The sequence below is a fragment of the Pseudocoprococcus catus genome, from assembly GCF_019734885.1.
In the GTDB taxonomy this organism is placed as follows: Bacteria; Bacillota; Clostridia; order Lachnospirales; family Lachnospiraceae; genus Coprococcus_A; species Coprococcus_A catus.
The window spans coordinates 1-12,651 of sequence record NZ_JAAXCM010000034.1; the positions used below are offsets into that span (position 1 = coordinate 1).

Below are 12,651 nucleotides of genomic sequence, written 5' to 3' on the forward strand. Positions count from 1 at the left end.
GAGAACGATTTGCAAGCTAACACTGAAACGTTAATGCAAATATGTACGGATACGTTAGTCCGGAATTTACGCCTATGAAGAGTACAAGAACCTGTGAGTAGATAGATATTTATATCATCAAAAGCATACTCGTTGAAGTAGGAATGAAACATGGAAGTTTGTAACTTTTTATAAGTTTTCAGTAACGGTAACAGACAATGAGTACAACTGTGGATCAAACAAAAAATGCAATTTTGGTGGTAAGTTTTGGAACAAGCTATAATGACAGCCGTGAGAAGACAATTGGTGCAATTGAGCAAGAAATTGCAGCGGCATTCCCCGGATGGTCTGTGCGCAGGGCTTTTACAAGCCGTATGATTATCCAAAAATTAAAAGAACGGGATGGTTACCATGTTGATACGATTGAAGAAGCACTTGACTGTGCTGTAAAGGATGGCATTCAGCGTCTGATCCTTCAGCCGACCCATTTAATGGATGGTAATGAATATATGAAAGTGGCAGAAATGGCAGATGCATGGCAAACTAAGTTTGAATGCCTGGCCATAGGAGTGCCTCTTCTTTACAGTGAATCAGATATTCAATCCGTGATTCAGGTCATTACAGAAGATACAAAATCCTTTAATGACGGGCAGACGGCAATTTGTTTGATGGGGCATGGCAGTGATGCCGATGCGAATGTTATTTACAGCGATTTTCAACAGAAACTTCGTGAGACATCCCACAGAAATTATTATATAGGAACCGTTGAAGCAGATCCGACATTAGAGCAGTTGTTGGAACAGGTGCAGTCAGGCGGCAATTATGAGAAAGTTCTGCTGCAGCCGCTGATGGTAGTTGCCGGTGATCATGCCAACAATGATATGGCCGGAGAAGAGGATGATTCATGGAAATCCACTTTTGAAAAAGCCGGATATGACGTGACCTGTATTATCAAAGGGCTTGGGGAATTAGCAGGCATACGCCGAATCTATGTTCGTCATGTAGAGGATTGTATTGAAAGCTGTCTGAATGAACATTAGAGGCCAAATTATTCTGCTGTGTTTTCAGCAATGCCTCCGGTGAATGTTGATACTAAGTGTAACAAGGCTTGAAAATGATTTTGCCCTATGGTATCATTAGAGGCAGGAATGAATGAAATGGAGGCTTTAATGATGACAAAAGTAGATGTTGTAAGAGCAGAAATGGTCAAGGCAATGAAAGCCGGAGATAAGGAACGTAAGAATGCATTATCGATGCTGTTAAGCGCATTGAAGAATGCCACCATCGATAAGAGAAGCGATCTGACTGAAGAAGAAGCCGATGTGATCGTCCGCAAGGAGATCAAGCAGACACAGGAGACACTGGATACAACACCGTCAGACCGTACAGATATTATTGAAGAATGCAGACTCCGTATTGCAGTTTATGAGGAATTTGTACCGAAGATGATGGAGGCTGATGCCATTGAGGCAGTGATCAAAGAGACACTTACTGAACTTGGTATTGAAGCGCCGACAGCAAAGGACAAGGGCAAGATTATGAAGGTTTTGATGCCTAAGGTTAAAGGCAAAGCAGACGGCAAGCTTGTCAATCAGCTGTTATCAGGTATGTTTGTATAGATATAAGCAGAGTACACATGCGTACACTCCTTGAAAATCCGCGGGTAAGTTCTTCTTACAGCGGGTTTTCTGCTATAAGGAGATTTTGCTGTTTGTTATGTGCAACGCAAGATGATAGAATTAAATGGCACAGCGAATTGAATAATACAGAGAACAGAAAGGACAGATTATGAGAATAGGAATGGGATATGACGTACATCGTCTTGTACCTGATAGAGATTTAATCATCGGAGGCGTGAAGATACCCTATGAAAAAGGCTTGCTTGGTCACTCAGATGCAGATGTCATGCTGCACGCTGTGATGGATGCACTGCTTGGCGCAGCTGCTCTTGGTGATATCGGCAAGCACTTTCCTGACACGGATCCTGCTTACAAAGGAATTTCCAGTGTCAAACTGTTGGAGCATGTAGGCAAACTGATTGAAGAGAAGGGCTATATTATCGGCAATATTGATGCGACAATTGTCGCGCAGAAACCGAAGATGGCTCCGCACATTCCGCAGATGCGCCAAAATATTGCAAAGGCACTTAAGATTTCCGAAGATCAGATCAATGTGAAGGCAACGACAGAAGAAGGCCTTGGTTTTACCGGTGAGGGCGCCGGTATCTCATCTCAGGCCATCTGCCTGTTGGAAGAAATCGGCAATTTCGGTGGAAGAGATGTGATGTATGAGACTTCCTATGACCCATCAGCAGGTGGCTGTGCAGGCTGCTGCAGCTGCAGACAGTAGGTGTGTCATGAATTTTGAACATTTTATAAAAAAAGAAATGGAACCGCAGGATTATGATATTCTGCTTCCGTATTTTAAGATGCGTTACTCCCATACATGTGAGAACATCCTTGTCAGCAATTTTATGTGGAAAGACTATTATCGTACCCATTATATCCGGGATGATCATGGACTGATCTGGCTGATGGAAGTCGATGGTCAACCGGTGACTATGGTGCCTGTATGTGCCAAACAAGATCTGAAACATTATTTTGACGTGGCAGAGGCTTATTTTAATGAAGTTCTCCACAGTAAAATGACAGTATGTCTGGCCGACAAAGAGGCCGTTGAACTTCTTGATCTTGATCATGAGAAATATGACATTCTGGCTGTCCGTGATTATTATGATTATGTTTATGACGCCGAGAAACTGAGAACATTCAGTGGCAAAGCTTATCACAAAAAGAAGAATCATCTCAACGCATTTAAGAAAGCCTATGAGGGCCGATATGAATATCAAAGTCTTTCCTGCGGATGCCATCATGATGAAATTATGGCTTTTCTCAGGAAATGGGAAGCCCAGAGAGATCTTGAGGATCCTTTCCATCGCGATGAATATGAATTAAACGGAATAGATTATCTTTTATCCAATTGCGGTTATCTTGATTACAAAATGGGAGGTATTTATATTGATGGTGAGCTGCAGGCTTTCAGCCTGGGTGTCTATGGCAAAGTGGAGAAGATGGCCGTTATCCATGTGGAAAAGGCTAATCCGGATATCCGCGGTCTGTATCCGATGATCTGCCAGCAGTTTTTGTGCCATGAATTCCCGGATGCCGAACTTGTAAACCGTGAAGATGATATGGGGCTGGAAGGACTCCGTAAGTCCAAAATGTCTTACAATCCGATCTATCTGGAAGAGAAATATGAAATCAGACAAAAGTAATTTGACGGTCCGTTATGCCGATGGAAGGGATACGGATGCATTATATAAGCTGTGGAAAGAATGTTTCCATGATACAGATGCCTTTATGGCCTATTATTTTGACTACTATTTAAGAGATAACCGGATTCTTATATTGGCACAGGAAAATCAGCTGAAATCTATGATCCATCTGAATCCGTATACATTATCCGTCTGCGAAAAGAAGGTCAACAGCCTATATGTTGTCGGCGTTGCCACAGATGCCGACTTCAGACATCGCGGTGCCATGACACGGCTTTTGCAGCGGACTTTTTCCGACTGCTATGCCGGGAGAATACCTCTGATCTATCTGATGCCTGCGAATGAGGCTATTTATACACCCTTTCAATTTGCATACATTTACAGTCAGTATGTGGAAAAGAAAACGCATACGCCTTTTTCATCCATCCACAATGTTGATGCAGCAATTGTGAGGGATATTTCCGCACATCCTGTTTCTGAGGAAGCAGAAAGGCAGCAGCTGGCAGACTGGTCTAATTCGCTGCTTTCACGTCATTATGATGTTTTTACCTGGCGTGATGCCTATTATTTTGAAAGACTGCAGATGGAGAATCAGGCAGACGGCGGTGATTTACTGCTATTATCCGCCAATGGCAAACAGATCGGCTATGTCTCTTATGCCTGCGAAGAAATCATGGAAATTCGCGAAATTTATTGTGAACCCGAATGGCAGTCTGCTGTTGGTCAATGGGTGCTTCAGGCATTCCGGGACAAAAAAGGAGAACTCCTGCCACTGGTTCAGGCACCTTTTATAGCCGATGCGGCGGATGTCCGCGGTATGAAACGTCCGATCATTATGGGGCGCATCATTGATGCTGCAGGATGGATCAAATGTATGCCGATTCGGAATATTTCACTGGGTATAGCCATCAGGATCATCGATAGATGGATCCCGGAAAATGAAGGCACATGGTATTGGCAGATAAGTCCGGAGGGCAATTCCTTTGAACGTACGGAAGAGCCATGGGACATTTACCTGGATATTGACACCTTTCTGCAATGGCTTTCAGGATACATTCCGGTGGATGAACTCATCCGGCAGCACCGGATTCTGCCGCGCACGGATTGGCAGGAAAACGACGCCATGCATACATTGGAACAGATTCCTGTCCTGCATGGTCTGATGATCAATGAAATCGTGTAGGCAGATGCCAATATCTGACATAAAGAGGTTGACAAACCTGCATTTTTTGCATAGACTAAACTTCAGATAAATGCAATTATTTATGGAGGAAATCATGAAAATATTCAATACATTAACGAGAAGAAAAGATGAATTTGTTCCCCTTGAAGAAGGAAAGGTGCGCATGTATGTCTGTGGACCGACTGTATATAATTATATCCATATCGGCAATGCACGTCCGATGATCGTTTTCGACACTGTACGCCGTTATTTTGAATATAAGGGATACGATGTGAATTATGTTTCCAACTTTACAGATGTAGATGACAAGATTATCAAAAAGGCCAATGAAGAGGGCGTTGATGCCTCTGTTATTTCAGAACGCTTTATCAAGGAAGCTCAGAAAGACATGGCAGATATGAATGTCAAGGAAGCAACCTATCATCCGAAGGCAACTGAGGAAATTGACGGTATGATCGATATGATCCAGACATTGATCGACAAAGGTCATGCTTATCCTGTTGATGGAACAGTTTATTTCAGAACACGTTCTTTCAAGGATTACGGCAAGCTTTCCAAGAAGAATATCGATGACCTTGAGGCAGGCCACAGAGAGATCAAGGTAAATGGTGAAGAGGGTAAGGAAGATCCACTGGATTTCGTTCTCTGGAAACCGAAGAAAGAAGGAGAACCATCCTGGCCATCACCATGGGGTGACGGTCGTCCGGGCTGGCACATTGAGTGCTCTGTCATGTCCAAGAAATATCTTGGCGAGCAGATTGATATCCATGCCGGCGGTGAAGATCTGATATTCCCGCATCATGAGAATGAAATTGCACAGAGCGAAGCCTGCAATGATAAGGAATTTGCGCATTACTGGATGCATAATGGTTTCCTGAATATTAATAATGTGAAGATGTCCAAATCTCTGGGCAACTTCTTTACAGTTCGTGAGATTGCAGAGAAATACGATTTGCAGGTGCTGCGTTTCTTCATGCTCAGCGCGCATTACAGAAGTCCTCTGAACTTCAGTGCTGAATTAATGGAAGCATCCCGCAATGGTCTGGAACGTATCCTGACGGCTATTGATCGTCTGCGTACATTGAATCTTCAGGGCGATACATGCACAGAGGAAGAAAATGAGCAGATAAAGAGCTTTGATGCACTTGTTGCCAAATATGAAGCTGCCATGGAAGATGATTTTAATACAGCGGATGCTATTTCTGCTATTTTTGAAATGGTCAAAGCAGCCAACATTCATGTGACAGAAAATTCTACAGCTGCTTTCAGAGATCAGGTTCTGTCAGAAATCATCAAGTTATGTGATGTCCTCGGCATTAAAACTGAGAAGAAGGAAGAACTGCTGGATGACGAAATCCAGACACTGATCGACGAACGCCAGGCAGCAAGAAAAGCAAAGAATTTTGCACGCGCGGATGAAATTCGTGACGAGCTGCTTGCAAAGGGCATCATTCTGAAGGATACAAGAGAGGGTGTCAAATGGAGCAGAGCTTAGAATCCTTCGGATCATGGTTTCGTGAACTTTATCACCTGGATAAGCCGGATGTCAGAGAGTATTCTGCTCTGACACTGGCTTATATCGGTGATGCGGTTTATGAGATTATTATCCGTACTTATATTGTTGGCAAAGGCAATGCGCCTGTGGAACGTCTTCACAAACGTTCCAGCCGCCTTGTCAAAGCAGAAACACAGGCCAATCTGATCATGGCTATTGAAGATCAGCTGACAGAGGAGGAACATGCCGTTTACAAAAGAGGCCGCAATGCCAAGTCTTATACAATGGCCAAAAATGCAACCATGTCTGACTACCGTAAGGCAACAGGGTGTGAGGCACTGGTTGGGTATCTTTATCTGACGGAGCGTTATGAGCGACTGACTGAACTGATACACACCGGTCTTACAAAGCTGAATTTGATCAACTAACCGTCTGTGCAGTCAATATACAGGCGATGTGCAATAAATGAAACGCGAGGTAAATATGGGATATACAGAATTAAAAATAGAAGGCAGAAACCCTGTCATCGAAGCCTACCGTTCAGGTAAAACCATTGACAAACTATTTGTACTGGATGGATGTCAGGACGGCCCTGTCAAGACAATTACAAGAGAAGCAAGAAAACAGCATACCATCATCAGCTATGTATCAAAAGAACGTCTGGATCAGCTTTCCGAAACACATCATCATCAGGGAGTGATCGCTATTGCGGCAGCTTATGATTACGCCACAGTGGATGATATACTGGCCAAAGCCCGCGAAAAGGGTGAAGCACCATTTGTCTTCCTGCTGGATGGGATAGAAGATCCCCATAATCTTGGTGCGATCATCAGAACAGCGAATCTTGCCGGTGCCCATGGTGTCATCATTCCGAAGCATCGTGCTGTAGGACTGACAGCCACTGTTGCAAGAACTTCTGCCGGTGCCCTCAATTTTACACCTGTTGCCAAAGTAACAAATCTTGGTGCAACTATGGATGAACTTAAGAAAGAAGGCCTTTGGTTTGTCTGCGCAGATATGAAGGGTGAAATCATGTACCGCCAGAACCTGACAGGCCCAATCGGTCTTGTGATCGGCAATGAAGGGGAAGGTGTCAGCCGCCTTGTTCGTGAAAAATGTGACTTTACGGCATCCATTCCTATGAAAGGTGATATTGATTCTCTGAACGCTTCAGTGGCTGCAGGTGTACTGGCTTATGAGATTGTCAGACAGAGAATGGCAAAATAAACATAACAATATGTAAAGGGGCTGAATAAATATGCCATTATTAAGTGTTATCATTCCAATTTATAATGCCAGAACATATATTGAAAAATGTATTAAAAGTATTATTAGACAAAGTTTCTGGGATTATGAATTGATTTTGGTAGATGACGGCTCTGTAGATGGTAGTGGTTATATTTGTGATACGTATGCTGAACAGGATAACAGGATAAATGTTATTCATCAATTGAATCAAGGTGTTTCAGCAGCACGTAATGCAGGGGTGGAAGCTGCATCGGGGCGATATGTATGTTTTGTAGATGCAGACGACTGGATTGAACCAGATTTATTCAAAATTTGTATTGATACAATTGAGTCAAACGGTGCGGATATCCTGCATCATGGGATGACACGTTCTATTTGGAAAAATGGAGAGGAAGTATCCTCATCTAAAAAATATATTATTTCCGATTCAGTATGCCTTACAAAAGAACAATTAGGTGAACGTATACAGGATATGTATAGCTCTGTAAGCGTAAATGTTTTTAATTATATATATAAACGGGAATTGTTGCGGAATATACGTTTTGATACAAGAATGCCATATTCAGAGGATAATGTATTTGCAATGCAGGTCTTAAGAAATACGAATGTATATTATTTCTTGAATAACTATGGTTATCATTACAATGTTCGTGCGGGCTCAGCTGCATATAAATGGCAGCCTAAAATGATAGCTTGCTATATGAAAACTTTTTCGGCCATACAAGTTTTTTTAAGATCACTTAATATTACTAAAAAGGAAGAACATGAGTTAGTGGCAGATAAAGTTATTAATGGATACGCATCTCTTGTGTATAATCTGTGTTTGCCAACTTGCACATTAAAATATAAGGAAAAGTTAAATGTCATGCGATGTGGCCGACGACTATTTAAGGTTGATCAGTATAAGAAATATTATCATTTAGAAAAACAAAGTTTGTTCGATAAGGCTAAAACAATACTAACTTTTTGCCATATGGAATGTTTTTTAATCCTTTTTGGAAGTATTTATCTAGGAGGGTTTACAAATGACAAAGCAAAAAATTGATTTTGTCATTACGTGGGTGAATGGTGCTGATTCAAGGTGGAAACAAGAAAAAAATAATTGTATGAAGCAATTTTGTTTAATATCAGAAACAGACGATCGTACAGAACGTTATCGTGACTGGGGTATTTTACCCTATTGGTTCAGGGGCGTTGAAATGTTTGCACCCTGGGTAAGAAAAATCCATTTTGTTACATGGGGACATTTGCCTGAGTGGCTGAATGTTGATCATCCTAAACTTCATATTGTTAAACACACAGATTATATTTCCGAAAAATACCTGCCGACATTTAATTCACATGTTATTGAATGGAACTTTCACAGAATTCAAGGGCTTTCTGATAATTTTGTATATTTTAACGATGACATGCTTTTATTAAATACTGTTAAACCAACAGATTTCTTTATAGATAGCAAACCCGTTGATATGTTGGCCCTGCAGCCGGATGTAGCTAATGCCGATGATACGGTGATGCCATATATCTATCTGAATAATGCAATGGTCCTGGCAAAATATTTTGATAAGAGGGAGAATGTGAGAAAACAGCCATGGGCTTATTTTCATCCGGGGTATCCGTTGATGTATCTAGTGAACAATGCATTGGAAATGGCTTTCCCACGATTTACGGGATTTTACACTGTCCATGGACCATCACCTTTGATGAAGCAGACTTATGAGACACTCTGGCGGCTGGAACCGGAATTGCTGGATCATGTATGCTCGCATCCTTTCCGGCACAAAGAGGATGTGAATCAATATGTTTTACGTGAGTATGAGAAACTGAATCAGAATTTTGTTCCGCGAAATACCAAAAAATTTTGCCAGTATTATAATCTGGATGTGAAGAATACAAAACTCATCTCCACGATAACGAGACAAAAGTGTCCTGCTGTCTGTATTAATGACAGCAATCATTCTATTCCGTACAAGCACGTAAAAAAACAGTTGGACATTGCATTTCGACAGATTCTTCCGGATAAATCTTCCTTTGAAATTTGACGGTTTTAAGCTGGAAACATCTTTGATTTAAGGCAGAAACAGAGGGTGTGTCAGGAGATAGCTGAAAAAAGTCAAGCCATTCACATTTGGTTGAAGAAGCCCTTTAGAAAATAAGGTAAGAAATTCAAGGGCTGCTCTCGCTCTCTAAAAAAATATCAGTAGCGAGAGCAGCCACATATTTCGGCTCGTGTGTCAAGTAAACATAATTTTTTTTGTTAGACCCCTGATGGCGTTTGACTCGGAGTGTTATCTAAATACCGTCGGTTCATTCCCGTGACAATCACCTTGCTGATTGTCACATACTCAGTAATGGTATACGATTTTCTTTATTTCCTTTTTCTCATACAAAGAACTTTATGGACGATTTTATATGGAAAAATATTTTTCTTTTATATAATTTATTCCATGCAACTGCACATTCTGTATGGCCTACAGAAGTATAAATTTTCCAAAATTCATCTTTTCCAAAAACAATATCATTAAAAGTAAATTCTGAATATAAATTCTTTCCTGTATTATCAACATGCTGGATACTGCATATAGCCATATCACTTTGAGTTTCTAACAGTCTGTTATATAATGCTTCCATCATATTCCTGGCAATAAAATCATCACTGTCTACGAAAGAAATGTAGTCTCCGCTGGCAATATCCAATCCAAAATTTCTTGCCATTGACAAACCTTCATTTTCCTTATGGATCAAAATAATTCTTGAATCTGTTTTTCTATATTCCTCACAAATTTCTCCTGAATTATCTGTAGAACCATCATCGACTAATATGATTTCCAGATTTTGATATGTCTGATTTATAATTGAATCCAGACATGTTTTAAGGTATTTTTCTACATTGTATACTGGTACGATAATACTTATTTTTTCCATTTTCATTATCTCAAAAGAATATATTCTGCCTTTCTAATGTGATATGTTACAATTTTGTCTTCTACATTTATACTATCATATTTTAGGATAGGATAACAAGCGAAAATCCTCGGTAATTCAATTGCCGAGATGAAAGCTTCCATCCCAGGCGGCACAGGAAACGTGCACGAAACTGGTACAGGGTACGGATATCTCTGACCAAGGAACTGAAAATCTATGTGGAGAAGGAGTATGTGATCCATGAAAAACTTCTATATCTTGAAAACAGATTTTTCAGGAATATGGAATACATAAAGTAGCTCCGTATCTATCCGCCGGAGAGTGGAAGGTGTACAGCCATTGCTGTTTATGAAACAGCTGTCCGTAACAGTTTTGCCATCCGCTTTTCCATTTGTAGAGTCTATATGTATAACAGGAGAAAGCAGCATGTACACGTTCAACGGTCTGACTGTTATAATAAACGTCAGCATGATATTCCGTTACATTTAAGATCATACGGATACTTGCTAACTGTTTCACAATGGCTTTTGGAGTCTTTTTAAAGGTATTGTCTTCAAGGACTTCTTCCGATAGAGGGAGAAGAATCACCGACTGTGTTAGTTCCTGTCTTTTCCAGCAGTGCCCTTTATGCCCTGGCTGTGCTCACGGTTTTCGGCATATTTTTTCTCTGCCGAAAATAAATAGCCACAAAATAAAAAGAATTGCTTGACAGGGAGTAAGGATCTATGATATAGTAATCAGCGGACAATTCATTTTGTTTGCTGATGTGGCTCAGAGGTAGAGCACTTCCTTGGTAAGGAAGGGGTCACGGGTTCAATTCCCGTCATCAGCTGGAAAGCGGTTTTCTTAGGAAAGCCGCTTTTTTGCTGTAAATGCAGTAAAATCAACCACTATAAAAGGCTTTGTTTCTTTCAATTTGTTCTTGGGTGAATTTATCACCGTCGAAGTGTACAGCGATAGTGCTTGGTTGGTAATTATTATGTATCCCATACATATCATTGACTGTAACACCAAAAATCTGACACACCCGGAAAAGAATATCTATATCAATAGAATTTACTCCATTCTCCCAAGAAGAAATGGCATTATGCTTTACGCCTAATTTATCAGCAAGTTCTTTCTGAGTTATTTTATTTCCTATAGTAGAGTAAATTTTTCGCGACAGTTTCTTTAATGCTTTCTCCCATTATTGCTACATCCTTTTAATAGGATATTAACACATTATATGTATAAATACTAGAAAAGATTTCATAAAATATGAAGATGGATATTGATATTTCATAAATTGTGATATGAAAGGAAGATAAAATTTGCTTAGTCTTAGAGTTAAAAAGTATTTAGACGACAATGGAATTAAAACAGCCTGCAAAAATGCAGAGACAATGATGATAAAATACGGCTATGTAAAAGATTTCTTAGACATCAGAGAGACTGACACAAAATGTTTTTTATTTGACAAATCCAAAATCCTGCCCTATAGTATAAAAAACGAAACCATATATGTAAATAGCAGAAAGGCACCTATTATGACACTGACACAACTTCATTATGTTATTACAATTGCAGAAACAAAATCTTTTAATAAAGCGGCAGAGAAACTCTATGTCTCTCAGCCATCTTTGACCAGCGCCATGAAGGAGCTTGAAAAGGAACTGGGCATTTCTATCTTTTACCGCAATGGCCGAGGAGCTGTGCTGACTAATGATGGCACAGAATTTTTGCTTTATGCCAAACAGATTTACGGGCAGTACGAGAGTGTCCTTGAGAAATACGGCAAAGGCGGCTCTTATAAGAAGAAGTTTGGTGTATCCACCCAGCATTATTCTTTTGCAGTCAAGGCCTTTGTGGATATGGCAAGAGAATTTGATATGTCCAAATACGAATTTGCCATCCGCGAAACCAGAACCGGTGAAGTCATCAGTGATGTCAATACCATGAAGAGTGAAATCGGTGTTTTATATCTATGTGATTTCAATCGTAAATCTATGACGAAGCTTTTGAAAAATGCCAATCTGGAATTTCATCATCTGATTGACTGTCAGGCGTATGTCTATTTGTGGAAAAATCATCCGCTGGCAAAGGAATTCTCCATTCGTTTTGAACAATTGGAGAAATATCCTTGTCTTTCCTTTGAACAGGGCGACAACAGCTCTTTCTACCTGGCAGAGGAAATTCTATCTACCAATGAATATCCACAAGTCATTAAGGCCAATGACAGAGCGACCATGCTGAATCTGATGATCGGGTTAAATGGCTATACCCTTTGCTCCGGCATCATCTGTGAAGAACTCAACGGCAGCGACTGTATTGCTGTACCATTCCATGCAGACGAACAAAATCCCAACAGCCTGATGGAAATTGGCTATGTAACCCGAAAGAATACCATACTCAGCCAGATGGGAGAGCGTTATATACACTACATTAAACAATATCTGAATATAGAATAGCGTGTGTCCGTATCGAATCAAAGCTATCCGTCATGTTACAGCATATCAGACGTAAGACCCAGGGCACAGCTTCATCCCGATTATCAAATCAGCTAAGCAA

Annotated in this window: 13 protein-coding genes and 1 tRNA gene; 12 read left to right on the plus strand and 2 right to left on the minus strand. The window is 40.5% G+C overall.

Annotated elements, in window-relative coordinates:
- The first annotated feature begins 209 nt into the window (after positions 1–209).
- The 10 genes from HED67_RS09725 to HED67_RS09770 all read left to right on the plus strand — a co-directional run bounded on the left by HED67_RS09725 (position 210) and on the right by HED67_RS09770 (position 9,221).
- Positions 210–1,019, plus strand: a complete 810-nt coding sequence (locus tag HED67_RS09725) for a sirohydrochlorin cobaltochelatase (RefSeq protein WP_260702710.1) — start codon at positions 210–212, stop codon at positions 1,017–1,019.
- Positions 1,020–1,151: 132 nt separating this feature from the next.
- A complete protein-coding gene (locus tag HED67_RS09730) occupies positions 1,152–1,598 on the plus strand; it encodes a GatB/YqeY domain-containing protein (RefSeq protein WP_178441697.1) in 447 nt (148 codons plus the stop codon).
- Positions 1,599–1,767: 169 nt separating this feature from the next.
- Positions 1,768–2,328 (plus strand): 2-C-methyl-D-erythritol 2,4-cyclodiphosphate synthase, encoded by a 561-nt coding sequence (ispF, locus tag HED67_RS09735; protein WP_221718179.1) that lies wholly within the window; start codon positions 1,768–1,770, stop codon positions 2,326–2,328.
- Positions 2,267–3,253: a DUF2156 domain-containing protein gene (locus tag HED67_RS09740; protein WP_246612179.1), complete on the plus strand. Its 987-nt coding sequence runs from the start codon at positions 2,267–2,269 to the stop codon at positions 3,251–3,253. The genes ispF and HED67_RS09740 overlap by 62 nt, the downstream gene beginning before the upstream one ends.
- On the plus strand, positions 3,234–4,436 hold the full coding sequence (locus tag HED67_RS09745; protein ID WP_221718180.1) for a GNAT family N-acetyltransferase: 1,203 nt from the start codon (positions 3,234–3,236) through the stop codon (positions 4,434–4,436). Before HED67_RS09740 ends, HED67_RS09745 begins: the two co-directional genes overlap by 20 nt.
- A gap of 94 nt (positions 4,437–4,530) precedes the next feature.
- The gene (cysS, locus tag HED67_RS09750; RefSeq protein WP_178441692.1) at positions 4,531–5,931 is read left to right on the plus strand and encodes a cysteine--tRNA ligase; all 1,401 of its coding nucleotides are present in this window, start codon (positions 4,531–4,533) and stop codon (positions 5,929–5,931) included.
- Entirely contained in the window at positions 5,916–6,359 is a 444-nt protein-coding gene (locus HED67_RS09755) for a Mini-ribonuclease 3 (protein ID WP_178441691.1), read from the plus strand. Before cysS ends, HED67_RS09755 begins: the two co-directional genes overlap by 16 nt.
- A 55-nt stretch (positions 6,360–6,414) precedes the next feature.
- Positions 6,415–7,158 (plus strand): 23S rRNA (guanosine(2251)-2'-O)-methyltransferase RlmB, encoded by a 744-nt coding sequence (gene rlmB, locus HED67_RS09760; protein WP_215633193.1) that lies wholly within the window; start codon positions 6,415–6,417, stop codon positions 7,156–7,158.
- Positions 7,159–7,189: 31 nt separating this feature from the next.
- Positions 7,190–8,224 carry a glycosyltransferase family 2 protein gene (locus HED67_RS09765; protein ID WP_221718181.1) on the plus strand — a complete coding sequence of 345 codons (1,035 nt, stop codon included), beginning with the start codon at positions 7,190–7,192 and terminating at the stop codon, positions 8,222–8,224.
- Positions 8,205–9,221, plus strand: coding sequence for a stealth family protein (locus tag HED67_RS09770; protein WP_221718182.1), 1,017 nt, complete (start codon positions 8,205–8,207; stop codon positions 9,219–9,221). Before HED67_RS09765 ends, HED67_RS09770 begins: the two co-directional genes overlap by 20 nt.
- 340 nt (positions 9,222–9,561) lie before the next feature.
- Here HED67_RS09770 and HED67_RS09775 read toward each other — a convergent pair whose 3' ends face one another.
- On the minus strand, positions 9,562–10,104 hold the full coding sequence (locus HED67_RS09775; RefSeq protein WP_221718183.1) for a glycosyltransferase family 2 protein: 543 nt from the start codon (positions 10,102–10,104) through the stop codon (positions 9,562–9,564).
- Positions 10,105–10,864: 760 nt separating this feature from the next.
- Here HED67_RS09775 and HED67_RS09780 point away from each other — a divergent pair.
- Positions 10,865–10,936: transfer RNA gene (locus HED67_RS09780), tRNA-Thr, on the plus strand.
- A gap of 51 nt (positions 10,937–10,987) precedes the next feature.
- On the opposite strand, the gene HED67_RS17545 is transcribed toward HED67_RS09780, so the two are convergent.
- A complete protein-coding gene (locus tag HED67_RS17545) occupies positions 10,988–11,269 on the minus strand; it encodes a helix-turn-helix transcriptional regulator (RefSeq protein ID WP_246612183.1) in 282 nt (93 codons plus the stop codon).
- Positions 11,270–11,630: 361 nt separating this feature from the next.
- On the opposite strand from HED67_RS17545, the gene HED67_RS09790 reads away from it, so the two are divergent.
- On the plus strand, positions 11,631–12,551 hold the full coding sequence (locus tag HED67_RS09790; RefSeq protein ID WP_221718271.1) for a LysR family transcriptional regulator: 921 nt from the start codon (positions 11,631–11,633) through the stop codon (positions 12,549–12,551).
- Positions 12,552–12,651 lie beyond the last annotated feature (100 nt).